The sequence below is a fragment of the Bacillus sp. 22475 genome, from assembly GCF_052044835.1.
Taxonomy (GTDB): Bacteria; Bacillota; Bacilli; order Bacillales; family Bacillaceae_G; genus Bacillus_A; species Bacillus_A cereus.
The window spans coordinates 15,990-42,570 of sequence record NZ_JBQENW010000023.1 but is presented as its reverse complement, the minus strand read 5'-3'; the positions used below and the strand labels follow the sequence as shown (position 1 = coordinate 42,570).

Sequence of the window (26,581 nt, the reverse complement as noted above, 5' to 3'; positions counted from 1 at the left end):
GAAAAGAAATCCTTATTTACCCAGTTTTTAAGCGACTTATGGTTTATTTTTTTCAAAAGAACGTGCACAATTCATACATAAAAAATATATGGGATCTATTTTCAAGTCCATTACACTTATTCCTTTCTTAATTAACCCTTTTTAGAGTTAATTTCGAATCTTGCTTTTGAGTTCTAAACCCTAATGCGATAGCCGCTCCAATACAGCTTGAAAAACATCCAACAAACAAATATAGGGATGGATCTGACTCACCGATTAAAACGGAAGCTATCCCTCCAATTACAGGGAATAGCGCAACCATATATCCACTTCGAGCTCCTCCGATTTTTTCTACAAGCTTCAAATAGAATAACCATGCTACAAAAGAAGCAAATAGAGTTAAGTATATCAACATAGATACATATGAAAACGATGTAGGAAATGCAAATTCCTGTCCTTGAAATAATACAATTACTCCCATCAATAAACTAGCTACTGTAAATCCAATAACATTTGCATAGATAGGGTTCACCTTATAGCTTGCATTTCGTGCCGAGCTCGCATCACCTATTGCTGTAAGAAGCGTACCTAAAATTGCAACCATAATTCCTTTTATATCATTGAACCCTTGAAAATCATTCAATTTCGGATAGATAAGAATACATACTCCTAATACCCCTAAAATCCCTCCAACCAAAACCCGTGAATGTAACTTTTCTTTTAAAAAAATTCGAAGTGCGATCGGAGTCAAAAATACCTTTAATGAAAAAATCAATGTTACAATTGCCGCAGAACTCAAAATTGTAGCGTAATAAAGGCATAAATAGCTTATTGCAAAGTTACATATACCAAAAACTATTACAAATGGGATATCTTTTTTTGTTGGCATCCCATTTGGTCGAAGAAAACAAACAAGCATCAAAAATAAAAAAGCTGTCATAACCAGACGGTAAGTTAAAGATAACTCTAAGCTGACAGGAGTTCCTTGAATTTTCACTGCAATAAAGTTAAGTCCCCATACAATCAAACAAAATATGTACATAAATATTGTCATAATTCTCCTCCTAAATTAATTTTTTTATAAATTCATTATTTATTTATACTGTCATTTCTAAAAGGTACAGTTTACAATAAATACAAATGACAGATGGGGTATTAAAATAATGAAGGAACTAATATTTAATATAAATCGAAAAAGTAAAAATCCTATGTATCAACAAGTTTATCAATATATACGAACTCAGATTTTATCTGGTAAATTAGAACACGGTAAAAAGTTGCCATCAATTCGACAACTTGCTAACCAATTAGAGGTCAGCAGAAACACAACTCAAGTAGCCTATGAACAACTGCAATCAGAGGGGTATATTCGAAGTGAGAACAAAAAAGGATTTTTTGTAGAGGCTATTACATCGGATGAAACACTTAATTTTGAACCTATTAGAGAACAGCATTATGAAATAAATCATACTACCATGAAAACTATTGATTTTAAGATTGGGACAGTGGATCAAGAAAACTTCCCTTTAAAAAAGTGGAGAATGATTACAAACAAAATTCTTAAAGACTCTAGCATGTTTTCATACGGAGAAAAACAAGGCGACATTAAATTAAGGAAAGCACTAGCAGATTACTTATTTCAATCAAGAGGAGTTACTACTTCTGCAGAACAAATTATTATTGGCAGTAGCACACAACATTTGTTATTAATTTTGTCAATAATGTTAAAGCAAGATCATCATTATATAGCAGTAGAAGATCCTGGATATAACGTGGCAAGGGAGCTTTTTGTTCTTCAATCATTTATTATTGATCCAATTCCTGTAAAAGAACGAGGCATTCAAGTCGATTTTCTTTTAAAATCGCCTTCTAGACTTTTATATGTCACTCCTACTCACCACTTTCCGTATGGAGTGACCATCCCTGTCAATAAAAGACTAAAGTTAATTGGATGGGCAAAAAAAGTGGAAGGCTATATTATTGAGGATGATTATGATAGTGAATTTCGATATATACATCAACCTATACCGTCTCTTCAAAGTTTAGATTCAAATGATAGGGTGGTTTATTTAGGAACTTTTTCAAAGGCACTCCTCCCCTCTATCCGTGTCAGTTATATGGTTTTGCCTAGGCGGCTAATAAATGAATATAAAAAAATACTCCCTTTACTTGAACAAACATCCTCATCTATTCATCAGCGAACATTGGCAACTTTTATGAATGAAGGATATTGGTACTCGCACTTAAGGAAGATGAAAACTTTGTATAAACGTAAAATGAATCTATTAAATAAGGAATTATCAAAGCATTTTAAGGAATACGTCAAGATTAAAGGTGGTAGCTCCGGTATTTTCGTTATTATTGAAGTGAAAACAAAAATGAGTGAAAAAATGCTAATTGAAAGAGCACATGATCACGGTATTATAGTTTATCCTTGCTCAAAATATTTCTCGGAATATTTACCAGAATATCCTCATATTCAACTTGGATTTGGTGATTTATGCGAAGAAGAGATAATAAAAGGAGTCTCTCAATTAGCAAAAATTTGGTTCTAATAGGAAAAGAGATAGAATAATTAATTAATCAATGAATGATTTAATTTAATTATTAATAGAAATCCCTTTAGTACTTTGAATCTTTTTACACTAAGTGATATTTTATTTTTTATACATATAAAAAAGACACCTTTAAGGTGTCTTCCTCCAAATTAATAACTGCATGTTAAATCATAAATTTTCTCAATAATTATTAATTTAATCTTTACTTTTAAATATATCCTTTTAACATATTTTTTGAGAAACGATTTGGATATAGAGCAATAAGCATTTCATATGGACTTCCTTTCCAATAGCATTTTAACGGCGTCCATAATTTTTGTTTTATTAGCCATTTTTGATTAAATACTTTTAATAGCTGTTTTTCATCCAATTTTTCTTTCTCTTCAATAGTCCACCTTAACGCCTCTAATGCTTTACGTTTAGACCAATATCCAACAGGAGTAACTCTAAATTCCCATTCTTTAAAACGGTCTCTATATAAATCATTAATCATTCTAAACGGACTATTCCCCCAAATTATTTGACATGCTGATGCTAATCCATGGGTCTTTAACCATTTTACATTGTATATATCAAGCAATTGTTTAGGGGTTAATCCCTCTTTTTCTTCAATGGTCCATTTCAATGCTTCTAATGCTTTTTCTTTAGTCCAGAAGTTATTAGGGGTCATGCCAAATTCCCATTCTTTAAAACGGCCTGGATAAAGATCATTAATCATTGCATACGGGCTACTATTCCAATACATAGCCAGAGGTGCACTAAGCTTATTTTTTTTCAACCATTTTTTCCCGTATAATTCTAAGAGCTTTTCTTGTGAAAGGCCCTCTTTTTCCTCAATAATCCATTTCAAAATTGTTAATGCTTTTTCTTTAGTCCAAAAATTTAAAGGAGTCATACCAAATTCCCATTCTTTGAACTGATTTGGATACAAATCATTAATTGCTTTAAAAGGGCTATTTTCATACCTATGTTTGAGTAATCCTCGTAGCCTATACTTTACAAGTAATTTTGTGTTCCACTTTTTTCTTATGTCTTCCTTATTCCATTTTAAAATACTGTTAAGCAAATATGTTAATACCCTCCGCGCCATTTTATTATCTATATCTTCTTTCCATGTATTTGGAGGAAATCTAATTCTTTTTCCATCTAATATTTCCTGATAAATATCTTCTATAGAAACTTCTTTTTTTAACAATATATAAATCCTCCTACAGTTTGTATTAATATTTATACACTATCATCATCTTCAATCAATATATCTATATTAAAAAATATAATTAAAATACCCATTAAAATCAACAAGAAAATTATTTTTTAAAAAATTTCTAATAATTAACCAAGTAAATATTTATTTTAATTTTCTAATTATTAGTTTATACTAAGTTAGTATTATTATATTTATATATAAGGAGTGTATTCGTATGGAGAAGATTAGTAAAAGCGATATTATTCGTACTGTTCCGCAAAGCGGTTTTTTCGGACACCCTAAGGGGCTGTTCACCCTATTCTTTACAGAGTTTTGGGAGCGATTCTCTTACTATGGGATGAGAGCAATATTACTTTACTATATGTATTATTCAATCTCACAAGGTGGTTTAGGGATGGATCATGCGACCGCAGCGTCAATTATGGCCATCTATGGATCTCTCGTTTACATGTCTGGCATTATTGGTGGCTGGATTGCAGATCGTCTACTAGGTTCAAGTAGAACAATTTTTTGGGGTGGAGTTTTAATTATGATCGGTCACCTGATTTTAGCACTACCTGGAACTATAAGTACTTTATTCATATCTATGGTGTTTTTAGTACTTGGTACAGGTTTATTAAAACCTAATGTATCTAGCATTGTTGGTGATTTATATAGTGAAACAGATACTCGACGTGACTCAGGTTTCAGTATTTTCTATATGGGTATTAATTTAGGTGCACTTTTATCCCCTTTTGTTATAGGAACACTTGGTCAAAAGTATAACTTCCACCTAGGTTTTGGTGTCGCTGCAATTGGTATGCTATTAGGCTTAATTATTTTCGTTCTTACAAAAAAGAAAAACCTTGGTTTAGCAGGAACACAAGTACCAAATCCTTTAACAGACATCGAAAGAAAAAAAGTTATTATACAGTTTAGTATTGGTACAATAGCTATAGTACTATTTTGTATTTTAACGATACCAACAGGTATTTTAACTATTAATCGATTCACTTTATTAGTAAGTATCTTAGGTATTCTCATTCCAACTGGTTACTTTATTTTTATGTATCGTAGTCCGAAAACTACAAAAATTGAAAAGTCTCGTTTAATTGCTTACATACCATTATTTATCGCTGCTACAATGTTTTGGGCCATTCAAGAACAAGGAGCTATCATTTTAGCTTCATATGCTGATCAGCGTACTCAATTAAAGTTGGCCGGGTTTGAACTTCAATCTTCATGGTTTCAATCATTAAACCCTATTTATATTGTTTTGTTAGCACCGGTATTTGCTTGGTTATGGGTAAAGCTTAATTCACGTCAACCAAGTACGGCTAATAAATTTGCTATTGGTTTATTATTTGCTGGTTTATCCTTCTTAGTTATGATTATCCCTGCATATATCCATGGTACAGAATCCCTTGTAAGCCCTATGTGGTTAGCGATTAGCTTCCTGTTAGTAGTAATCGGGGAACTTTGTTTATCACCTGTAGGATTATCAATTACAACCAAATTAGCACCAGCTGCATTCTCTGCTCAAACAATGAGTCTATGGTTCTTAACTAGTGCAGCTGCACAAGCTATAAATGCTCAAATAGTTCGATTATATAATCCTGAAACAGAAATTATTTATTTCGGTGTAATTGGTGGCCTTTCAATCATTTTAAGTGTAATTTTATATTTTATTGCCCCAAAGATTCAAGTTTTAATGAAAGGCATAAAATAAAAAAACTGTGCTAAAAACTTGTTATAATGCAAGTTTTTAGCACAGTTTTTATATATAAATAAATAAATTAATAATAATTATTTATCTATTAATCATTTCACGGTGAGAATTAATAATAAATTCTGCTGCATATCCTCTGCACACGTGGTCTAGAGCATACATTATTATATTTTGGTGCAAAATGAAAAGTTTCCTCTAATTCAATATTTTCTTTTTTACTTTTAAATTAAAATATTCCAAAGTATTTCTCATTAAACGGCAATTATAAATGTAGGGTTCTACTTATATTTGTGATTTATATAAATAATCTGATTTATTAACTTATCTATATCTTGACTTAAACTTAGCACCTGCTGATGTCTAAATCCATATTTATCTACAAGTTTAATTAATTCTACTTTCTTGTCTTCAATTAGTTTTTGTAAGTTTCTCATCTCCATATCTATTAGAACTCCTTTTTTACGATTTAGCAGTTAAATTATAGTATAGATATAAAAATAAAGAAACTGGAACTTTTGGAAATCGAAAGAAATTCAGACGTGTCTAAAATATAATAAAATTATATATATGCATAAATGCATTTAAATTCTTCCATGATAATGTTATAATAGAATTAACCAAGAAGTATCCAACAAATTATGATTAATCACTACACTTTCTTTCAGAATAAGTCAACATATAAAAAGACACTATACATACTATAGTGTCTTTTTATATGTTCTAATATTAATTGAACGCCTCCCACCTACTCACTGGACTGTGCCCCTTCACACTCCTTGAGAAAGAAGTCTTCTTAGCTAAAATGATAAAAAACACTAACAATCTTATTATTTATTTCCGAAATATTATGTTAACAAAGAAGGTAAAGGGTTTGTTGTTTCCATTCCTAAAAATCCTAATTTTTAAATAAAAAAAGAAAAACACTCCCGAGAGTGCTTTTCTTTTTAATAAATATCATCTATACTGTTTTTACTAGGAGTTGATTTTAGAATATGATCTCCTAGGCTTAGGTAATACTTTTTATTTAATAAACCGCAAAATTGGCTGATTTTGTGGTTTATTTTTATGGGCGATAAAATTTAACATGGCCACCATCACGATCAAACCAACCTCTAAATGCCCAGTTAATCCATCCGCCATCACCTTTATTCGTGAATTCCCCATCCTCAAATACCCAAATTCCAAAAGTGATTCCATCATATACTGTTGTTCCGAAGAATTTAACACCGTTAAAACGATCCTCATAGTTTTGGTTTAAGTTAAAAACCATAACATTATAACGTTGACCTGCAGAATAAAATGTTGATTCCATTACACCTTTTACAAATCCTGAACGATTAGTTTGACTATTAATAGCATTCCTAATCAAATTAGCGATACCTAATACATCTATACTTACATCTAAATTTGCACTAGCTTTTGCTGCATTTGGTAACTTAGACTCTACAAAATTAGTAGGTAATTCAGTAGATAAGTTAGTAGAAATATTAGTTTTAGCAGGAGAGACCTCAGCTGCACTTGCATCTGTTGGTGCGAACGCTCCCACCCCTCCTAAACCGATAGTTCCAGCTAAAGCAATGTTCACTAACTTTTTCATTTTTTTCATAAAAAAACCTCCTTTAAATTTTTATAAGGTATTAACCCTTACACCTCAAAGTATATATTTCTTATACAGAAGAGGCAAACGATTTTATTGAAAAATTTTTAAAGTTTTAATAGTCTAAAAGTTAATAAATATGCAAATAAAACTATTATAAATGCATATAAACAACTGAATTTAATAGATATATACATTAAAAGGAATAAAAAAATATTAACTGAATTTTTTGTAAATAAATGAAAAAACTTTTATTTGTTTTAGTTCCTTAGACTCTTGTGGAAAAAATACTTTCATTGTGTACAACGAGGTAGAGCCACATCGCTATCAAGCTAAAATGTTATACAAAAACTCACAGAGAAATATACTAGAGCATTTGATGAAAAAAAGAGCCCCCCCCCATAAGTTGCGTCATATATACGCAACTTATCATTATAATGAAAATAAAGCTTTGGTTCTGTTGGAAAATCAAATGGGGAATAATTCGATGGAAACTACCTCTCTTTATACGAATATTGATGATACTAAACGTCGAGCTGCAATTGAGCGTTTAGAACAACGTCAATTAGAAGAAAGTGATGAAATTAATACATGACATGAACTATCTCTCTAAGGGATAAGAATTTAATATGTTAATCTATCTATAGCAAAAATCCATTATAATTTATAAACGAGATACAGTGGCTTTTTTACTATAGATAGAGTGAAGTGTATATTTTCTGTTCGTTAAGTACACTTTTAACGAATACTTTTGCTTATATTAGTTTGAGGTTGCATAGCAATTTTGTTGAATTCTTCTTCAAAAATAGGGGTATTCGCATGTCTATGATTAGGTTCTTCGGAAGTAGCTGTTACAATAAGAGAATAAAACTTATCGACTCCTATATAGTTATGAACTGGTTCTCTGCCAGTTAAAATGAAATATAGTAGTCTTCCTAAAGAATATATATCACTTTGTTCAGATGCATTATCTACTTGTTTAAATACGATTAATATCTAACTTTAAATTTTTTTAAATTATACTCACCGTATCTCGCCCCTTTTTATCCGAATATTTCAAACGCTCTTCCATTTTATCTTTTTTATTGGCAGGTAAAAAAGGGGCCAGACACAAAAACAGGTTGTGGAGAAAGTCTTCTTCACAACCTGAGAGTAAGTTATATATCCAAATATGACCTGTTCTTTTAACTATTAAGTCTTTTATAATCTGTTATAGTTAATATAACTAGAGTCATAATAAATCCACTGCCCTGTTCCAATTCTTAGCCAGCCGTTCTTTTCTTCATATACTGTAACTTTTTCACCTTTACTTGTCTTTCTAACAATAGAATAGTTTGTACCTGATCCGCTTCGAACATTTACTCCAATACCATTAATTTGAGCCGTTCCAATTCCATTTTGAATATTACCATTTTCAATTACTTGAAGCATGTTTAGAATGAATGTTGCTGTTTCACCACGAGTTGTTGTTCCTTTAGGAACGTATTGATTGTCACCCTTACCTTTTACAATACCTAAGCCATACAATCTTTGTACGTCTTCTTTATAGCTAATTTGGTCTTTGTCTGAGAATGGTAAGTTTGCAACTGGCCCCCGTATACCTTTATACTGTAAAGCCTTGTTTACAATAATTGCTGATTCTTCTCTTGTAATAGGTGTGTTTGGGTCAAAATAACCATCTCCTCTACCTTGAATGATACCTGCACTTGCAGTACGTTTAATACCATCTCGTAAAGTTGAATTTGCATCGTTTAGGTCTTTAAATGAAGCATCTCCAGCTGGCAGGTTTAGAGATTTAGAGATTAATTGAGAAAATTCGGCTCTTGTTATCGCTCTATTAGGTGCGAAAACCCCGTTTCCTTCTCCTACCATAATACCCCTTCTATTCAAATCACGAATAGCTGACTCATACCAACCTCCTGTTATATCGTCTGTTGGTTGATTAAATTTATTATAATAACTTTCAACACCATTTACGAATGGAACCCATTGTCCACTTTTTATCATAATAGCAGGACAGTTTTTACCACTCCATCTTTGGTGTTTTACGATGTTATTTAATGGTACACCCGTTTCTTTCATTAAATACGCTACAAGTTTCTTAGCGTTATTTACTGCCTTATTGTAGTCACCATCCCTGTTAACTGCAATTTCAATTGCAATGGATTCCCTATTACCTGGACCGTCACCGTCTCCAGCGTGCCATCCGTTCTCGTTTAATGGTAGGTGTTGATAAATCTCTTTATCATCTACTGTAAAATGCCATGATGCAGATCGGTCTGTGTTCCCTACCGCTTGGTTATATAGGTATTGAGCGTGGTTTTTAGCACCTGCTCCTACACTTGTATTATCAGTCTCATGAATTGTAATGTACTTTGGACTCATGTAGTTTTGAGGACGAATATTATCGTTACCTACTGGAACAATCCATTCAGTGAATGGAACACCGTTTATTGTACTAGAGGTTCTAGATGTTGTGGAAGATAGACTACGTTTTATTCTGTTTGAATTGCTAGGAACAGTTAATGTACCTGTTTCTTCATGAATACCTTCTGAACGTTGAAGACTGTCTGTTTTCTTATTGTCGACAGTACCTCCACCACGTCCGTCTACCCCTTCAAAACTAGCTTCAATACTTTTTAAAGCCTGTTCATCTGATGTTGTTTTACTTTGTTCCTGAATACTTGTAGGTTGCTTATTGTTTACCGATTGTTGTTCCTCTGCAAACGATACCAATGGTGAAGATAATACTGTTAATCCTGCCGTGAATGCTACTACTTTTTTATTAAATTTAATATTCATTTCTAATTTGGTATATCTCACTATTATAATAGATACACCTTCCTCCTTGTACTTCTTTTAGTGTAAATAATAGTTTAAATGCTGGTAGCCTGAACCCAAAAAATAACGGCTTGATTTTTCATTTCATATGGGGGTCCCACCACATGCCCATCAAGCTGAAATTTCGTTTTGGGGTAATTCTGCAATCTAAAAATTTATTGCAAGTTGGTAGATATGTTATTTGAGTAGTTAAGTTCTAAGAAATATGACCTAGTTTAAAGGATAATACATTGAGTTGGTATTGTTACTATATTGCAAAAAAATAATAGTTTACTAAATTAAACTATTGTTTCGAAAAGAATCCACGGTCATACACTTATTGTAAGAAACTATTTAATATATTTAACAGCATTGTGTAACAAGTATAGTTACTTATATATACGAGTGTCAACCAAAAAAATCTTACATTTTTGTAAGATAAGTAAGTTAATAATATAGTAAATAATTATTATATAAACTAAATAATTTTGTATTTATAATAAAGTAGTTCATAAACAAATAAAAAGTAACTTCATCTATATCCGCGGATACTACATTTATCTTTTTGTTACTATGATTTATGTAAAAAGTATCTACATCTTTAAGTGAAACCACTTGAATGCCTTCACCTTCCGAATGTGCCGTACAGGCACTTAATGACCATAAAGTTTTTCATTTATTAGGTTTAATTGTAAAACCAGTACTTAAAGCTTTATCTAAAAGTAAATTTGAAATCCCATAAAAAAAAAATCCCCTTCTGCATATGGGTGCAAAAGAGGATTTTTTTAAATTATTCTATTCGTTCTACAGACACTACTTATAGATAAATAAGAAACGGTGTATATTTATACTAACATTTATAAATTCGGAAATCAAGATATAATTATCTACCTATAGGATCAGATAACATTTTTTGTTCATAAAAATCCTCTTTTTCTTTATTTTAAAATCTGATATGGATGGTGAGATTTCCACACCAACAGAGAGGGGCTTTTGAAATGGCTTATATCCTTTGGTATAAAACAATTGGCACTAGCTCAACCTGACGGCTTTCATTCCTACTTTCAATCAATCTGTTTAATGACTCTCCCATTTTGTGTTTACATACTTATAAGGAAACGTGTCGCGCAAAAGATTATTTTATTAAACTCTTCACGAGCAATAACTTTGAAGTCTTAGATCCAAATGAACCTCTAGACGAATACACCATATACTAATTCAAATACCTTCTAGGAAAGTAGGTGAGTACTATGCCTTCTGTTGTTGGAAATCTCGTCGTTCAAAACAGTAATGGTGCTTTCAATCTAGGGGATTTTTATAACGTATCTCCGAAAGAAAATACGAAAGCTTATAATGGATCTGGCGCTTCCAATGTTGGATTTGTCGTAAATACTTTTAACGGGGTTAGCGCGACAAACACATTTGATGCTGATGTTGCAGACCAAAACCAAGTTGGAACAGCCTAAATTTATTCATTTACCACTACTCCCACCCTGAATAAAATTCAATATTCCGCTCATATTATAATTACATCTAAAGTTTCATCTCTTATTGGAGCAGCCAGTTTTTATTAGCCGCCCCTTTTATTTTCCATCACCTTTTTATTTAGAGATACATACCTTGTATTGAACACTTTTCAATATACCTCCATTGGGCTTTCATTTATATTATGTACATTTGATTAATCACTCCGAGGAAGAGCGCTGCTCAAAGGTGCTCTTTTTATTTTGGCTGGACGGAATGTTTTTCAATATTCCGCAAATTTTATACATAGTCGATAAGCTAGAACTCTTTTACCTGTCCAATCTTTCTTCTCTTTTCTGTATCGAGCAGTTAGCTTATGCTAGCTGCTCTTTCTCTGTATAAATTTCTCAAGAGTTCTGCATACAATATAGTCAGTCCTATCTGATAGGGTTCTCGCCACACTCCTATCAGATATTAGTTACTACTCATAAAATATGGAACCATAATTCACTTCATCACAAACATTAATATATCCATATTTATGAATAAAATTAAAAAATTTGATAATATATAATATTTTAAAATCAGAAAAGAGGGTTGGATACGCCCTCTTTTTTCTTACTTCACATATACATAGACTTCATTTGCAGTTACATGATAAATCATCCTTTTAAATAATTTAGAGAATTCCAGTTGATTCAATTAATTTTTTTGTGTAAGCATCTCTATCTGCATGCATCCACTCCTTTGCTACAAAATAATCAACTATTTTCCCGTCTTTAAGTACCAGGGCTACATCACAAAATTCTAAAACAAGCGAAATATCATGTGAAACGAAAATAATTGATAATTGCTGCTCTTTACCAACTCTCTTTAGTAGTTTCATTATTTTTAACTGTGTTGTCATATCAAGGCTAGTAACTGGCTCATCACATACAAGAATTTCTGGATTAGCTAACAATGATCGTGCAATACAAATTCTTTGTGCTTGTCCCCCACTTAATGAATTACTTTTCCTTTTTAAAACGTCAGGTTGTAAATTCACCTCTGCTAATAGTTCCAAAATTTTTTGTTTGCGTTCTTTTTTAGTAAATGAAGTGAAATTAAGCAATGGCTCTTCTAAAATTTGTTGAACAGTCTGCTGAGGGTCCAGTGAGGAAATTGGATTCTGAAAAACCATTTGTAACCTTTTGCTTATCCATTTTCTATCTTTAGCGGTTGCTTTAATTACTCGATTTTGTATTTGTACCTTTCCATTTGTATATGGATGAAAACCGGATATAATTTTTGTCAGTGTACTTTTTCCGCCTCCAGACTCTCCTACAACGCCTAATTTTTGTCCTTTCTTAAGTAGGAAAGAAACACTATCAAGTATCTTTTTTTCTGAGTGTTGAAATGATGCAGAAATATTTTTTACTTCTAAAAGCATGTAGAACCTCCCTCGCTCCCCTGAGAATTAGGGAGTTTATTCCATAAGTCTCTTGTATAACTGTGTTGTGGATTTTCTCTAATGGTAGAAAGCGGTGCTACTTCAATAATTTCACCGTTCTTCATCACTGCCACTTTATCTGCAATTTGGTCCGCTAGGCGTAAATCATGTGTAATAAACAAAATGGACATTTTATATTTTTCTTTTAACTCTAAGAGTTTTCGAATAACTTTTTGTTGGTTAATTGTGTCTAAACCAGTCGTTGGTTCATCAGCAATTAACAAACGAGGCCGTAGTAACAATGCCATACTAATCATGACACGCTGATTCATACCCCCACTTAACTGCGAAGGATAAGCAGCTGCTATTCTTTCGGGATCAGAAAAATTCATTTCCAATAGTTGTTGAAATACTTCTTTCTTTGCTTCTTTTTTTCCTATTGACTTTTTACTTCTTAGCACATCCAACATTTGGTTTCCAATCTTTAAAAACGGATGTAATGCCAGTGTGGGGTGTTGATAAATTAGTGCTATTTCCTCTCCCCTGATTTTCTGCCACTCCTTTTCTGACAGCATTGTCAAATTGTTTTTTTGTTTATCTAACGTTATGACACCATCTACTTTTATTTTTCTCTTGTCTAATAATCCCATTATTGTGCGAGAAGTAATTGATTTACCGCTGCCAGATTCTCCAACTAAACAAAACATCTCCTCTTTGCAAATATGAAAAGAAATATTTTTTACTAGTATATTCTCGCCTGATTTGATGGAAAGTTTCTGCACGTCAAGTAATATATTGTCAGTCACTTACTTTTAGCCCCTTTCCAATAAAATAAAATAACATAACAAAAATGGTAATACAGGAAGCAGGAATCAAAGTAATCCATGGTGCAATCTGGAAATAACTTTTGCCGTCAAGTATCATGCCACCCCATTCTGGCATTGGTGGTTGCGCTCCTAAACCAAGAAAAGATAGACTAGATATCATCAGAATAATGGTCCCCATATCTAAAAAAAACAGTTCACGAATAAGAGGTAATGTGTTCGGTAACAGATGTCGGTAAATCAATTTGATTCCAAATGTTCCACTTAATTGTGCAGCGAGAATAAACGGTTGATTTCGTGTAACAACCGACACGTTACGTATGATTCTTGCATATTGAACCCACCAGGAAATTAGAACAGCTACTAACGTATTAACAAGCCCTGGACCCAAAATACCAGTAATGGCAACAACAAAAAGCAAATTCGGTATAGAACTGAAGGAATCCATGATAGCAGTCATTATAGTATCTATTTTTCTCCCCCATAAACTACTAATAAGTCCAAATAATGTCCCTAAAATAAAAGAAAGTATTAAGACGATGGCCGGAAAAAGCAAAGTATAAGGTGCTCCAATAACAAGTCTAGTTAATATATCTCTCCCTAAATGATCCGTTCCAAACCAGTGAAGGGAATTTGGTGGCTGTAATTTCTCTGACGCATTTACTTCATATGGGCTATATGGAGTCAATAAAATCCCTATTATTATTAAAAAGATTAACAAAATAAAACAAGTTATCGGGAGAATCCATGCTGCTTTTTTCATCATTCTCTTCCCCCTTCTTTCCACTTTTGACGTGGGTCTATACATCGTAAAAGCATATCAATTATTAAATAGATAAGCATGGTAAAAAACGCCATTATTAATGTAAACCCTATAATAACTGGATAATCCCTGACAGAAACTGCATGAATAATATAATTCCCTACCCCAGGCCAAGCAAAAATAGTTTCAATCACAATAATCAACCCCCACAAACTACCAATATTAGCAGCTATCACCGTTAAAAATCCATGAATACAAGGCAGATAGAGAGTTCTACTGTATAAAACTACATTTTTTAAACCTCTTGCTCGAGCCGCTTCAAAATAAAGACTTTCTATTACTTCCCCTATGATTTGCCGGAATAGTTGCACAAAAACTGCACTAAGGGATAAGCTAGCAGTCACAATAGGGAGAATGAAATGTAACCACGTATCATTACCATATACAGGGGTAATTTTCCAGTGTATAGAAAATATTAATACCAATAATAGTCCAACCAAGTAACTTGGCAGTGATGATAGAAAAATAGATATATTGCCAATCCATTTGTCCCATCTACTTCCGTTATAAAGAGCGGCATAAAAAGAAATGATGATCCCAGCCAACGTTGAAATAGCTAGAGAAGGCCCAGCTAATAAAAGTGTGCCATTTATTCGTGAAAATATTTCTTCTACCACAGGGAGGTTCGATTGGTAAGAAACACCAAAATCGAACCTTATTATTTTCATTGCCCACCCAATATATTGATTAAATAATGATGTATTATGACCAAGTTCTTCTCTTAGATTAGTCAATTCTTCGGTATTTATAATTCCTCCACGCTGTAATAGTATGACCATTTCTGGTGAACCGGGAATTATTCGAACAAGAAAAAACAAAAAAATACTGAGAAAAAATAGAGTTAAAAAAATGATAAATAATCTGTTTACAGTAAAACGCCACATCTTCTATTCTACCCTTTCTAGGTTATTCCAAATGACCGGGTCATCAATGATTGGTCCCCAAGTAAAACCTTTAGTATCAGCACGATGTACAAAGATATCATTTGGATAGAAAAGAGGGACAGTCACTGCATTTGTATTCATATAAGAAAATACTTTGTCATATGCTGCCTGACGTTCATCATTAGTCATAGCTTTGCCAGCTTCTATAATATAATTTGACAGATTTTCATCCGTATAAGCTACACCTTTCCCATCGTTTCTTACCACAAATAGGGAATCTAGAAAACCTTGTGGATTAAGACTATCCGCATAGGTTCTATAGATTAATAAGTCATAATCTCGTTTTTTCCATAAATTATTATAATAGGAGGTTGACTCCATGCTATTAAGTAAAATTTCAACTCCGGCTTCTTTCAAATTACTTTGTATAGTTTCTGAAATTTGTTTCCATTCAGGAAATTCTTCTGTTTGAAAAGCTAGCTTAAGCTTTAAAACCTTCCCGTTTTCACCATATCCCGCTTCTTTCAATAATTGTTTCGCTCTATCTAGGTTATAGGTATAACCTGAGTTATTCGATTCTGTCACAAAAGGGACAGTCCTAGCAAATAAACCTTTAGCTGGTAATCCGTTTTTGTCTAATACCTTATCTGCTAAATGCTCTTTATTAATGGCATAATTCAACGCTTGGCGAACTTTAACATCTTGTAAAGCTTCTTTTTGATTATTGATTGCAAGAAAATAACTCATTGTACCCGGTTTGGTTTCTACTTTATAGGCATTATTATCTTTAAATACATTTAAGGCTTGATATGATATCTTGCTCATCTCTCCTCCTGCTATTTGAACGCTTCCTTCTTGCAGTGCTAAAGAACGAGTTTGCGCATCAGGGATAACTTTCCAAATCATCTTTTTATTTTTAAAATTATATTTCCAATAATGTTTATTTGGAGTTAGTACCGTCTCTTTCCCCTTTTTGTGAGAGTCGATTTTCAATGCGCCACTGCCAATCGCTTTTACAAACTTACCATTTGGATCTCCAGCAGGTTCCACAGAATTTGGACTCATTACCCGGAGCGGACGAGCTGCTGTTAACTCATTAAAAATCAAAACACTTGGTTCAGAAAAAGTCATTTTAACAGTATAGTCATCTATTTTTTCCGCCCTATCCAAAGTCGCTGCTGTTTTTAACCAAGCATGTTCTTTTTTGCCTTTCCATCTATTAATAGAAAATAGAAGAGCATCTGCATTGAGATTAGATCCATCAGAAAACTTGACATCATTGCGTAAATGAAAAGTATATGTTTTCCCATCTTCCGAAACCTCCCATGATTTAGCCAATGCAGGTTTTATCTCCCCATTTTCTCCGTATTCTACTAAAGGATCATACACCGCAGTATATAATGGCATGGATCCATCATAAGAAGCTGCATCTAATTTATCTGCACCACTATCAGATGTTAGCGCCACTTGAATCGTATCTTTATTTTCCTTAGTTGTAACTTTACTGCCTTCACTGCATCCTGCTAAAACAAAAACTAACAAAACAGTCAACAATGAAGTGATTATCTTTTTATTCATTACAAACCCTCTTTCTAATTTTATATTGCAAATCGTAATGATTACGATTATCATATTAAAGGTGGGTTTAGTTTGTCAATATTTTTTATTAGGAGGAGTAATATGGAAGAAATAAAAAGACATCAAAAATACTGGGACAACAGTGCTGAAATATATGATGGCATTATTCAGGAAGAACTAAGTGGATTTAAAAAAGAAGCGTGGCGACGAATTTTAGAAGAACATATTAGTATGAAAGGTCCTCTTAAAATTTTAGAAATTGGTACTGGTCCAGGTTTCTTTGCTATTTTATTAGCTCAGATGGGACACGAGGTTACTGCTTTAGATTTTTCAGAATATATGATTAAAACTGCAAAAAAAAATGCATTACAATCAGGAGTTTCTGTAAATTTTATTCATGTTTTAGATGCTTCTCCTTTCGATGATATAGAGTCATATGATGTTATTGTTTCACGTAATGTAACTTGGACGCTTCATTATCCGGAAAGAACATACACAGAATGGTATAATTGGTTAAAAAAAGATGGTCAGTTACTAATCTTTGATGCGAATTGGAATATCACATTAGCTAAGAAAATGCATGCCGAAATTTATCAAAACGATATTGAGAAAGCAAAACAATTGGGATTTCCAGTTTATGATGAAAAAATATTATTTAGCGAAGGAGATGCGATTGCTAAAAATTTACCACTCACTTTTGCTATGCGACCAGAATGGGATAAGGCAGTACTATTCCAGTTAGGATTTCGAGATATTCAAACAAGACAAGATTTTCACGAATTAATCTACACAAAAGCTGAGCAAATTGCTTATGCTTCTATACCGCTTTTCTCCATTATTGCTGTTAAATAAACAAAATTCCTTATGATGTGAGTCCTGAAAATGGGATGCACATCATAACATCTAAACTATCTGTTTCTTATATTCTTTTTGAGATAGGTAGTTTAATTTCTCTTGAATTCGCACACAATTGTAGTAATGAGTATATTCTATTACTATCTTTCGCACAGTTGTGTTAGTTACTTTTGTTAGCTTTACTGAGTAGTTCAAAAGTAATACAAAAATACTATCTCCAATTTGGAGATAGTATTTTTGTATTACTCTGGAAAAACAATCGATACATCTTCTTTCTCTTTTTGGTTTAAATCTTCTTCTGGGAATGTTATAGTTGAGCTTTTGTCCCCGTTACTTGTTCTTTCTTCATCTGGAAATACGAAAGTTGAATTTTCTGCTTCCTTATTTTTTTCTACTTTCTCTGGAAATGCCATAGAATCATTTGTAGTCAAATCACTTTTAAATCCAAGATTAGACAAGATAGCTTTTAAATCTGGTAAAACCCCTATTTTATCAGATGATGGATTATTAGATTTCGTTCCTGTATTTGGGTTACTTAAAATAGCTCTTAATTCCTTTGGTGTATACGCCTTACCTAAGTGTTCTTTGGCAATTCCTTGAATAGATACAGCAGCGCCTGCGATTATAGGTGAAGCGCTAGAAGTACCACGAAAATTAGGAGTGTAACGATTTGTTATCTTCTGATCTGTAATCTTGTCCCCTGCGCTATTTTGATTTTGATATGTATCTAGTGTATCAACATACTCTCCCCAACCATATACATCAATCCTACTACCATAGTTAGAGAAATCTAAACGTTTATGGGGAACTCTTGCAGTAGATGCACCAACCATAATAGCTCCGGAATCTTTAAAGTCGGGACTATTGCGATTGAAAATTCGCTTACCACCAAAATCTTTAAATTCATCTAAATCATTCCCACCATTTCCAGCAGCTTCTATAATAACGATGCCTTTATCTGTGCCTTTGCGAATTGCGTTGAAAATACTTGAATACGCTTCTACTGGTAAAGGTTTATCTCCATATCCAGGATATTTGAAAGATTCCTCTATTAATAGAACATCTCCGGCATGTAATGAATCTACAGCACTTAAAATAGCATCTCTTACATCAACTTTTCCATTGTTTCGAATATCTGAAATAACTTTTACCTTTGCTTTGGGTGCTATTCCAATGTTTCCAATTCCATTATCGGCCGCAGAAACAACACCTAGAACTGAAGTACCGTGAGAAAGGTCATTACCCATTTTTCCAGACATAAATTCAATATTTTGACTGACTAAATCCTCATGATTTAGTAACCATCCTGCTTCTAAATCTACAAAAGTAGCTCCTTGACCATCGCCTCCCTTAATTCCCCAAGCATAAGGTGCATTAATTCCTAAGGGTGCCTCTTCTAGGTAGCCTTGTCTTGAAAATCTAGGTTCATCATAGGGATTAACTGATAAGAAAGGAAATTTTGAGCCAATTGCTGTATCGTTTAAATTCTTATTGGAACGTACTTGTATTTTTGTAGAATCATCATTAGCAGCGTGTACTGTATTTGTTAAAAATGTAGTACCTATCCCAGTAAAAGTTGTAAGAGCAAGTGAAGATATTAACATGCCTTTAAAAATTTTCATTTTGTCCACCTCTAGTTTTTTTATACGAGTTTATAATAAAAATAATTTAAATATATATCTCTATTAAAAAAACATATTTAATAATGTGTATGAATTCGAAAACGTTTTATCTTATTATAATTATTTAAGGATATTTATCACTTTTTTCTATATTTACATAACCTATAACAACTCCATTCATATTTGTAATTAAATGTAGTACATATATCTATAAATCCACCTTACTGTAACTATTATAGTTACAGTAAGGTGGATTTTCAACTATGAAATACAAATTTTTAAAGAATAAATTTGTAGTGCTTTAATAAACTATTTCAAAAAATAATAAAGTTTTACCAGTTTAACTACTAAATTATCCTTTATCCAATCAGAATAACTCTTCATTTTAAAAGAAATTAAATGAATTTGCTATTTTCCAAACAACTTCATGAGATGGGAGTAGACTCCTTCCCCCATCTGTATAAGTGTAGAAAGAAACGAGAATGGATAAAGTATACCTCTTGATATGCAATGAATTGAACTACCCCCACTTTCACTTCGTTTAGAAGTAAAAGTGGGGGTAGTTCAAGCCATGTCCGTCATATTCACTAGAAGAAATACAAGATATTATTCTATGGAGCATAGAGATGAACAAACAAAACAACGCAAATAATATTGCTAAATTCAATCTTTCTATTTTTGAAAAATCCTCTCAAAAGTTTATCGGATATTGTGGATTAGGTCCTTTAGACTTCGAGATTACATCTACAGAAATGTATTATGCTTTATCGTATGATAAATGGGGAAAAGGTTATGCAACAGAAGCCACATACGCCCTTTTACAATACGCATTTTTAAAAATAGGGATAGAGCGTGTTGTTGCTGTTGTATTCCCTGAAAACAAAGCATCTATTAGAGTTTTGAAAAAGCTTGGATTTCAATTTGAAGAAAAAATCAAATGTTTAAATGAGGAATTCAAAGAATTTGCAGGTATGTATTCTTTCTACATCACGAAAGATGTATTTTCAAAAAATTTAACGAATAATCGATAACTAACCAATTTATAGCGATCTCGCCATATCGTTATTAAGCTAAGCAATTCATTGTTTCCTAAAACGAAAAAAACAACCTGAATTCTCATAAAAAAAGACTATTGTATTTTATAAAAATTACAATAGTCTTTTTTATTACTTTTATATCATATTCGATATATATTATTTCTTTTTTTCTTGCTCCTCAATAATAAATTTCGAAACTAATTCTGATAAAGCTTCTACTTTTTCTTTTATTTTGTTAGATTGATTCGATAGCTCCTCAATTGAGGTCGCTTGTGATTGGATTGACTGTACAGTATGAGCTGTTTCCTTAGCTACTTGCGTTGCCGTTTCAGAAACAATCGACATAGAGGCATTCACTTCTTCTGTACCGGCAGACATTTCCTCTGTCGCTGCAGATACTTCTTGAATTTGGCTGGTGATTTTATTTATATCCACCATAATAGACGAGAATGCTTGATCTGCTTTATAAGCAGCTTCTTTTCCCTCTGCAGCCTTTTGTTTGCCTTTTTGCATCACATCAACTGTATCTTGTGTATCTTGTTGAATAGATTTTATTAAATGATTGATTTCATTTGCGGATGCTTTAGACTGCTCAGCTAAATCCCTCACTTCTGCTGCCACCACTGCAAACCCTTTTCCATTTTCTCCAGCACGTGCAGCTTCAATCGCAGCGTTTAAGGCAAGAAGGTTTGTTTGTTCAGCAATATTAGTGATAGCATCTAGGGCTTTATCAATTTGCTGTGTACGTGTTACAAGCCTGTCTATTACTTTGGATGTTTCTTCAACAACATCATGAACACTATTCATTTGAAGTATAGATTGTTTTATTACTTCACTACCAGAATTGACTTGTTCTGTTGTTGTGACGGCCACTTCAGTGACCATTGCTGAAGATTCAGCTACTGTTTGAACTCCAGTCGCAATTTCTTCCATTGATGAGGAACTTTCTTGAATACTAGTAACTTGTCCTTCTATTTTTTTATCTACCTCAGAAATAGTTTGAACAACCTCACTTGATATATGAGATGCTCGCTTTGTATCTTGCAACATACCATCGGTAGAAGAAATAACCTCTTGTGTGGTAATTTTTACTTCTCCAATTATTTGTTGTAAGTTATCCAACATACTATTAAAAGACTTCACAATACTTCCCAATTCATTATTTGATTTATAAGAAGTACGTATCGTTAAATCACCTGCAGATACCCGCTCCATATCTTTTTGTAATAATACAATAGGTTGATTAATAGCACTTTTAATGATATAGCCAATAAAGATAACGATTGCAATTGCTATAACGGAAATACTAACAAACAGTATCATTGTGTTTGTTGCACTGTTGATATTAGTTTTCTGTAATTGCTCTGCATTATTATTATTATATATGATAAGTTCACGAAGTACCTGGATTTCCTTTTTCATATTAGGGTCAACCTCTTTTAGATAATAAGCATATGCTTCTTCATTGTTAGATTGTCCTAAATCTTGCACTTTCTTCATCTGTATTCTTAACTCATTAAATATTTCATGAAATGTTGTATACAATTCTTTTTCTTTATTAGAACTAACTCTAGCCTCAAACTGCTTTAATAACTGATCAGTTTCTGTACGAGTTTTCTCTATTTCTGTCATAAGCTCTTTCATTCTTTTTTCATCTTTTGATATCATAATTTCCATTACATTCATATTAACATGATAAAAATTAGACTCTACAGTTCCTATCCACTGAATTGGTAATAAACTATCTTCATACATAGTTGAAGAAGCATACTCACCTTTCTTAAGGCCACTAAATCCTAGTATAGATAGTAGTATACAAGCGATACTTGATATAACTACCAATACGTTTAATGTTGTGCCAATTTTACTGTTTTTCAAAAACGACAATTAAATACACCTCATTGTTATATATTGATTAAGTAATAAATTATATAACAATAACTGATAAAATGCGATATTTGGTTATTTGCACCTGTTAAAAAAGTTATATATAGTTTGCTAGAATAATGTAACTATTTATTTTATTATCGATAAATAGTTTAGAATAAATTAATTTCTGTAGTGATAATTTATTCGTTAAATGCGAATTTAACGAACACTTGAGTGGATGTGAGTTAAACTCCCCCTCCTATCTTGTACAAAGACATGAAAATGGATACTTTTTAGACAAGAAAGTGGATACTTCTATTCCTCTCATTGTTTTAGGAAAAGAAAGTGGATACTTTTTATAAAGGAATTGCTTTAGTTACATATATCTATGTGCATCTTTACCATGATTTTCAACAGCAAATCTATTAATTAAAAGAGAACTTTATTTCTGTACAGCTGCGTATAACGATTCTTTCTAAAATAAAAATACATCACCATTTAATAGTGATGTATTTTTATTAATCATAAGAGGCTATTGTGTTGTAATTCGCTTCTGCTGGTAAATATTAGTTCAAAGATCACTAGTGTATATTTGAGATGAATTTTACATTTAATTACCCTTGTATTGATTAAAAAACTGCTAGTTAAAGAATTTATATTGATTTTTTTCCTTCTTTTTAGTTGCTCTCATGTATCTTCTGCACATATTACTTAGTATATTTCTCTTATAATTTATTTCTAAAGCAATCTCTATTATAAATTCATTGTTTGTACATTGGAGGAACAGTTATTTTTTTTTCGAACGATTTATTCTTATTCGTTCCCTTCCTTACTAATTTATCTATATAATTTTTTTGCTGTGAAGAATCGGGGCTGAGTGCATCAAATACTGAAATAAAGCAGTACATTGCAATACAAAATATCAATAGAATAATACTAAAAGTAATAGAATCTTCAGGCATAACACCTTTACCAAATATCCATTTTATTAATCTGTCATAGATACAGAAGAATAAGAATCCAAATGATAATAACGTCAAGGAGTTAACTGTTTCTTTTAAAAGTCTGATTACTTCATAAAAGAATCGTACAAACATATTTTTATCTAGACTATGTAAATACCATCTATATTCTTTATATAAGGTGTAAAAATTATTCCAGTATTCATTTTTAATCGCATTATAAAAATAGTTTAATTCAATCCAAAATTCCTTCCACTCCTCCTCTTTCTGTTTCTTTTTAAATTCCTCATATAGTCCCTCAACATAAAAAAGTTTGTCTATTAAATCTTTATTACCTATTTGATATATCCCTTTTTTTTCAAGAAGATACGTTTTAAACAAGTCATCAAGTAACTTCTTTCTTTTAAAAGCACTATCTTCTTTCATAATAATTTTTAAACTTAAAAATAATGGTTCAATTACATTTTTTAAATTATTTTCATTTTGAGTGTAAAATCGATTAATTTTAGTCGTTCTTTGTCCAAAAATATAGCCAAGTGTAGCTGCCAATATAGGAATTATGAATGGTAAATATTCTTTAATATTATTCATATTAATTTTTTCCCTTCTTATTTGTTGTTTTTATTTTCATTATATTACAATATACAATTATTAACTTTAAATTATATAAAAAAATTAGGGTATTTCTAAATAATATTAAAATTCCTGCTGATCATTTAATATGTTATTTAATATTTTATTTTCCGGATAAATATTGCGGTTGAATTTTTAATCATTTCCTCAATGAATCGCATAAAAGATTTGAGATATTCCTATCTTTGATTGGTTAACAATATAATTTTACGATTTAATTAGCTGTTTATATATTTAAAACCCCAAAAAGTACCCCCAATTGTTAGATACAGTCTAACAATTGGGGGCACTTCAAACCTTGCGAGTCTTTTATTAAATTAAAACAACAGATTAAGAAATATATGACATACTATAATCACTATAGATATCAATGGAATTAAAAAAAGATGGCTCCTGTTGAATACAGAAATCATCTCCTTGATGTTGCCTAGCTTTTTTTATATTCTTTACAAAGGGTGCAGAATATTGTTTATCCCCATTTTTTATACTCTCTAAATTTTCTTGGAGGAAATTAAAGTATTTAGTTTTAGCTGAGTTACCAATATCTTGCCACCCCAAATTTTTGTTTACACTACCAATTTCATCATTAAAAAATGGTAGTGTAATAGCTTTAAGGAGATTACTTTTCCCACTATTATTCTCACCAATAAAAATTACTAATCTATTTACTTTAATATTGATATCGTTTAAATTCCGATAGTTTTTTATTTGTATTTGTGAAATTTTCAATACTACGCACTCCTTCTAAATGTATACATAAAATTTATGATCTTTTATAAGATTCACATATTGTATCTCTGAATGATTTAACTCACAATATAAGTCATCTCTTTCTTCAAATTTCTATGGCTTCTTATCTTTTTTAAATCTCCACTATTTAGTTAAAGTTTCTGACGTTTTGAATAGATTGGTTTCATATATGCAACGTACAAGTGTATCAAAAAATAAAAAAGCACGTAACGAATGCTCCACTGTTGCATATTTTAAATCAACACCGTGTACAACTTGATTACGACTAAACGTTTCAACTTCTTCTCCAATGTTACGAAAGATTTCTCTTTGCAAATATCCTTGGACAATTGACATAAGTTCTTCATTTGAAACCCGTTGCTGAATTGCTTCTTCCATAGATTCCCGGATTGTACTTTGTTTCATCCACTTTTTCGGAAAACTTTCACGGATGATACCTTCAGAATGAATAGTAAACAAAGGAACACTTACATAATAATTCCCAGATAAATGAGCTAATGCGGCTTCTTTTACAATTGGATATCGATTTTCTAAATAAATTTCCCATTGATTAATTTTTCGCTCCAACAACTCAGGAGTATAGTATAAAAGTAATTGCTTAGTTTCTAAAACAATTCCTCCTGTTTCGGTTTCTATATAAAAGAAATCTAGAAGGTCTAATGTTTTAAAATCTAAGAAAATGAACCAACCTTGCTGAACAAAATGTTCTAAGGCTTCTAGGCACTTTTGTTCAGCTTGAGATAACAGTTCTGATACATTTAAATTTCTCATCGTTTCATAGACATTATTAAAAGATTCTTTAATTGTTGACATTATTCCATCAATGGATGATGCAATCCCCTGAAAAATGGGTGTTATATCACGCAGCATATGGTTAACATCAGAGAATAGTTTTACATTTTGGTCATTTAACTGATTGATACTCTTTGTAAGATTCGGCAAACGTATTGATTGTTTAATGGCTGTAACAGTTTCTTGTAGCCTTTTATATGCTTCACGAATATAAGCATCTAAAGAAATCATACAGTCATCAATTGTATTTCCAGTATTAGGATTATACTCTTGAATTCCTCTCATCTGTTTTAGCATCTCAGATGCAACACGTTCTAATTCATCATCAGTAATTTGAAATGGAGGAAGTGCTTCTTCTACGTCCCTTTCTTCACTTAGCTTTTTAAATTCGAAAATTGGGAGCGCTTCCAGTAATCGCTCTTTATTTGTTTTTGCAGATAATAAAATATACTTCCAATACCAGATACCCTTTTTCAATGAAATTATCGTATCGATTAATTTAGTCTCCCCAGAATTTGTATGGACAGTGATTAAATTCTTCGCCATAATTAGCATTCCTCCGATCCCAATGTATAACAATTATTATACAATATTTTTTAGAGTATCATCACATGCTTCATTAGTTCAATCAGAAATAAGAAGCAGCCTATATAGGTTAGCTTCCATTTGACCATTACATCTTCTCTTTTTCATCATCATTGGAGGAACACACATAATCAATAATATCTGCAGTGGTTTTCGAAGCACATTAGCCTACAATATCACATACATCCTGAATGTTAATCGTTAAACGTTTTTATAAATCTTTTACTCTTATTTAGAAAATAACCACTTTCATGTCTCTATTTTAAGAAGTATCCACTTTCATGTCCAAGTGCACAGACAAGAAAGTGGATACTAAATACATTAAATTTGTTGATAATTCAACATTTCACGTTATAAAAGTAGTTCCCACATTTCTGTCTTTCTACACTATCTGTTTTGTACAATGTACAAGGACATAAATCTCTAAACAATTTAGACAAGAAAGTCTAAACTTTCGTTTTTAGATATTAGGTGTAACAAGACATTCTAAGCTGAAATTTTATATATTTCCAGAACTAAACCCATTTAAATGTTTCATTCAGATTATAGTAAAAGGATAGATTTACATATTGTTTTAACTTACAGTTGTCTTACATTTTGTTACC

19 protein-coding genes and 4 pseudogenes are annotated in these 26,581 nt (G+C 31.8%); 7 read left to right on the top strand and 16 right to left on the bottom strand.

What is annotated here, in order from left to right; all coding sequences use genetic code 11:
* Positions 1-127: 127 nt before the first annotated feature.
* A complete protein-coding gene (locus ACTJJY_RS24845; RefSeq protein ID WP_440606830.1) occupies positions 128-1,033 on the bottom strand; it encodes a DMT family transporter in 906 nt (301 codons plus the stop codon).
* Positions 1,034-1,142: 109 nt separating this feature from the next.
* On the opposite strand from ACTJJY_RS24845, the gene pdxR reads away from it, so the two are divergent.
* Entirely contained in the window at positions 1,143-2,534 is a 1,392-nt protein-coding gene (gene pdxR / locus ACTJJY_RS24840) for a MocR-like pyridoxine biosynthesis transcription factor PdxR (protein ID WP_440606829.1), read from the top strand.
* Between the two features lie 211 nt (positions 2,535-2,745).
* On the opposite strand, the gene ACTJJY_RS24835 is transcribed toward pdxR, so the two are convergent.
* Positions 2,746-3,732 (bottom strand): DUF4046 domain-containing protein, encoded by a 987-nt coding sequence (locus tag ACTJJY_RS24835; protein WP_440606828.1) that lies wholly within the window; start codon positions 3,730-3,732, stop codon positions 2,746-2,748.
* Between the two features lie 226 nt (positions 3,733-3,958).
* Here ACTJJY_RS24835 and ACTJJY_RS24830 point away from each other — a divergent pair, with 226 nt between their 5' ends.
* Positions 3,959-5,452, top strand: coding sequence for a peptide MFS transporter (locus ACTJJY_RS24830; protein WP_440606827.1), 1,494 nt, complete (start codon positions 3,959-3,961; stop codon positions 5,450-5,452).
* 278 nt (positions 5,453-5,730) lie between these two features.
* On the opposite strand, the gene ACTJJY_RS24825 is transcribed toward ACTJJY_RS24830, so the two are convergent.
* Both ACTJJY_RS24825 and ACTJJY_RS24820 read right to left on the bottom strand, forming a co-directional pair.
* Positions 5,731-5,892 (bottom strand): aspartyl-phosphate phosphatase Spo0E family protein, encoded by a 162-nt coding sequence (locus ACTJJY_RS24825; protein WP_061667301.1) that lies wholly within the window; start codon positions 5,890-5,892, stop codon positions 5,731-5,733.
* Positions 5,893-6,515: 623 nt separating this feature from the next.
* A complete protein-coding gene (locus ACTJJY_RS24820) occupies positions 6,516-7,058 on the bottom strand; it encodes a stress protein (protein WP_440606826.1) in 543 nt (180 codons plus the stop codon).
* A gap of 327 nt (positions 7,059-7,385) precedes the next feature.
* Between ACTJJY_RS24820 and ACTJJY_RS24815 the strand changes: the two are divergent.
* Positions 7,386-7,644 (top strand): annotated as a pseudogene (locus ACTJJY_RS24815) (tyrosine recombinase XerS); the annotation flags it as partial.
* A gap of 605 nt (positions 7,645-8,249) precedes the next feature.
* Here the strand turns inward: ACTJJY_RS24815 and ACTJJY_RS24810 are convergent.
* Complete coding sequence (locus tag ACTJJY_RS24810) at positions 8,250-9,851, bottom strand: S-layer homology domain-containing protein (protein ID WP_440606847.1); 1,602 nt, start codon at positions 9,849-9,851, stop codon at positions 8,250-8,252.
* 1,268 nt (positions 9,852-11,119) lie between these two features.
* Between ACTJJY_RS24810 and gerPF the strand changes: the two genes are divergently transcribed.
* A complete protein-coding gene (gene gerPF / locus ACTJJY_RS24805) occupies positions 11,120-11,335 on the top strand; it encodes a spore germination protein GerPF (protein ID WP_053513850.1) in 216 nt (71 codons plus the stop codon).
* A 677-nt stretch (positions 11,336-12,012) separates the two neighbouring features.
* Here the strand turns inward: gerPF and ACTJJY_RS24800 are convergent.
* From ACTJJY_RS24800 to ACTJJY_RS24780, 5 genes are read right to left on the bottom strand one after another with little or no spacing between them, the layout of a single operon-like run.
* Positions 12,013-12,762, bottom strand: a complete 750-nt coding sequence (locus ACTJJY_RS24800) for an ABC transporter ATP-binding protein (protein ID WP_440606825.1) — start codon at positions 12,760-12,762, stop codon at positions 12,013-12,015.
* On the bottom strand, positions 12,753-13,568 hold the full coding sequence (locus tag ACTJJY_RS24795; RefSeq protein WP_440606824.1) for an ABC transporter ATP-binding protein: 816 nt from the start codon (positions 13,566-13,568) through the stop codon (positions 12,753-12,755). Before ACTJJY_RS24795 ends, ACTJJY_RS24800 begins: the two co-directional genes overlap by 10 nt.
* Positions 13,561-14,352, bottom strand: coding sequence for an ABC transporter permease (locus ACTJJY_RS24790; protein WP_440606823.1), 792 nt, complete (start codon positions 14,350-14,352; stop codon positions 13,561-13,563). Before ACTJJY_RS24790 ends, ACTJJY_RS24795 begins: the two co-directional genes overlap by 8 nt.
* A complete protein-coding gene (locus ACTJJY_RS24785) occupies positions 14,349-15,293 on the bottom strand; it encodes an ABC transporter permease (RefSeq protein ID WP_440606822.1) in 945 nt (314 codons plus the stop codon). The genes ACTJJY_RS24790 and ACTJJY_RS24785 overlap by 4 nt, the downstream gene beginning before the upstream one ends.
* A gap of 3 nt (positions 15,294-15,296) precedes the next feature.
* Positions 15,297-16,871, bottom strand: coding sequence for an ABC transporter substrate-binding protein (locus ACTJJY_RS24780; RefSeq protein WP_440606821.1), 1,575 nt, complete (start codon positions 16,869-16,871; stop codon positions 15,297-15,299).
* A gap of 102 nt (positions 16,872-16,973) precedes the next feature.
* On the opposite strand from ACTJJY_RS24780, the gene ACTJJY_RS24775 reads away from it, so the two are divergent.
* The gene (locus tag ACTJJY_RS24775; protein ID WP_440606820.1) at positions 16,974-17,723 is read left to right on the top strand and encodes a class I SAM-dependent methyltransferase; all 750 of its coding nucleotides are present in this window, start codon (positions 16,974-16,976) and stop codon (positions 17,721-17,723) included.
* A gap of 51 nt (positions 17,724-17,774) precedes the next feature.
* Here the strand turns inward: ACTJJY_RS24775 and ACTJJY_RS24770 are convergent.
* Together ACTJJY_RS24770 and ACTJJY_RS24765 are read right to left on the bottom strand one after the other, a co-directional pair.
* Positions 17,775-17,915: pseudogene (locus ACTJJY_RS24770) on the bottom strand (IS3 family transposase); the annotation flags it as partial.
* A 53-nt stretch (positions 17,916-17,968) separates the two neighbouring features.
* On the bottom strand, positions 17,969-19,348 hold the full coding sequence (locus tag ACTJJY_RS24765; RefSeq protein ID WP_440606819.1) for a S8 family peptidase: 1,380 nt from the start codon (positions 19,346-19,348) through the stop codon (positions 17,969-17,971).
* Between the two features lie 626 nt (positions 19,349-19,974).
* On the opposite strand from ACTJJY_RS24765, the gene ACTJJY_RS24760 reads away from it, so the two are divergent.
* Entirely contained in the window at positions 19,975-20,379 is a 405-nt protein-coding gene (locus ACTJJY_RS24760) for a GNAT family N-acetyltransferase (protein WP_440606818.1), read from the top strand.
* Positions 20,380-20,541: 162 nt separating this feature from the next.
* On the opposite strand, the gene ACTJJY_RS24755 is transcribed toward ACTJJY_RS24760, so the two are convergent.
* Together ACTJJY_RS24755 and ACTJJY_RS24750 are read right to left on the bottom strand one after the other, a co-directional pair.
* Entirely contained in the window at positions 20,542-22,272 is a 1,731-nt protein-coding gene (locus ACTJJY_RS24755; protein ID WP_440606817.1) for a methyl-accepting chemotaxis protein, read from the bottom strand.
* 743 nt (positions 22,273-23,015) lie between these two features.
* The gene (locus tag ACTJJY_RS24750; RefSeq protein WP_440606816.1) at positions 23,016-23,807 is read right to left on the bottom strand and encodes a hypothetical protein; all 792 of its coding nucleotides are present in this window, start codon (positions 23,805-23,807) and stop codon (positions 23,016-23,018) included.
* A gap of 329 nt (positions 23,808-24,136) precedes the next feature.
* On the opposite strand from ACTJJY_RS24750, the pseudogene ACTJJY_RS24745 reads away from it, so the two are divergent.
* Positions 24,137-24,280 (top strand): annotated as a pseudogene (locus tag ACTJJY_RS24745) (IS3 family transposase); the annotation flags it as partial.
* A gap of 40 nt (positions 24,281-24,320) precedes the next feature.
* Here ACTJJY_RS24745 and ACTJJY_RS24740 read toward each other — a convergent pair.
* Positions 24,321-24,578 (bottom strand): annotated as a pseudogene (locus tag ACTJJY_RS24740) (AAA family ATPase); the annotation flags it as partial.
* 144 nt (positions 24,579-24,722) lie between these two features.
* A complete protein-coding gene (locus ACTJJY_RS24735; protein ID WP_440606815.1) occupies positions 24,723-25,937 on the bottom strand; it encodes a hypothetical protein in 1,215 nt (404 codons plus the stop codon).
* Positions 25,938-26,581 lie beyond the last annotated feature (644 nt).

Coding starts and splice junctions, on each gene's coding strand:
- ACTJJY_RS24845 (WP_440606830.1), bottom strand. CDS start 1,033: ATGACAATATTTATGTACATATTTTGTTTGATTGTATGGGGACTTAAC.
- pdxR (WP_440606829.1), top strand. CDS start 1,143: ATGAAGGAACTAATATTTAATATAAATCGAAAAAGTAAAAATCCTATG.
- ACTJJY_RS24830 (WP_440606827.1), top strand. CDS start 3,959: ATGGAGAAGATTAGTAAAAGCGATATTATTCGTACTGTTCCGCAAAGC.
- ACTJJY_RS24825 (WP_061667301.1), bottom strand. CDS start 5,892: ATGGAGATGAGAAACTTACAAAAACTAATTGAAGACAAGAAAGTAGAA.
- ACTJJY_RS24820 (WP_440606826.1), bottom strand. CDS start 7,058: ATGAAAAAAATGAAAAAGTTAGTGAACATTGCTTTAGCTGGAACTATC.
- ACTJJY_RS24810 (WP_440606847.1), bottom strand. CDS start 9,851: ATGAATATTAAATTTAATAAAAAAGTAGTAGCATTCACGGCAGGATTA.
- gerPF (WP_053513850.1), top strand. CDS start 11,120: ATGCCTTCTGTTGTTGGAAATCTCGTCGTTCAAAACAGTAATGGTGCT.
- ACTJJY_RS24800 (WP_440606825.1), bottom strand. CDS start 12,762: ATGCTTTTAGAAGTAAAAAATATTTCTGCATCATTTCAACACTCAGAA.
- ACTJJY_RS24790 (WP_440606823.1), bottom strand. CDS start 14,352: ATGATGAAAAAAGCAGCATGGATTCTCCCGATAACTTGTTTTATTTTG.
- ACTJJY_RS24785 (WP_440606822.1), bottom strand. CDS start 15,293: ATGTGGCGTTTTACTGTAAACAGATTATTTATCATTTTTTTAACTCTA.
- ACTJJY_RS24780 (WP_440606821.1), bottom strand. CDS start 16,871: ATGAATAAAAAGATAATCACTTCATTGTTGACTGTTTTGTTAGTTTTT.
- ACTJJY_RS24775 (WP_440606820.1), top strand. CDS start 16,974: ATGGAAGAAATAAAAAGACATCAAAAATACTGGGACAACAGTGCTGAA.
- ACTJJY_RS24765 (WP_440606819.1), bottom strand. CDS start 19,348: ATGAAAATTTTTAAAGGCATGTTAATATCTTCACTTGCTCTTACAACT.
- ACTJJY_RS24760 (WP_440606818.1), top strand. CDS start 19,975: ATGAACAAACAAAACAACGCAAATAATATTGCTAAATTCAATCTTTCT.
- ACTJJY_RS24750 (WP_440606816.1), bottom strand. CDS start 23,807: ATGAATAATATTAAAGAATATTTACCATTCATAATTCCTATATTGGCA.
- ACTJJY_RS24735 (WP_440606815.1), bottom strand. CDS start 25,937: ATGGCGAAGAATTTAATCACTGTCCATACAAATTCTGGGGAGACTAAA.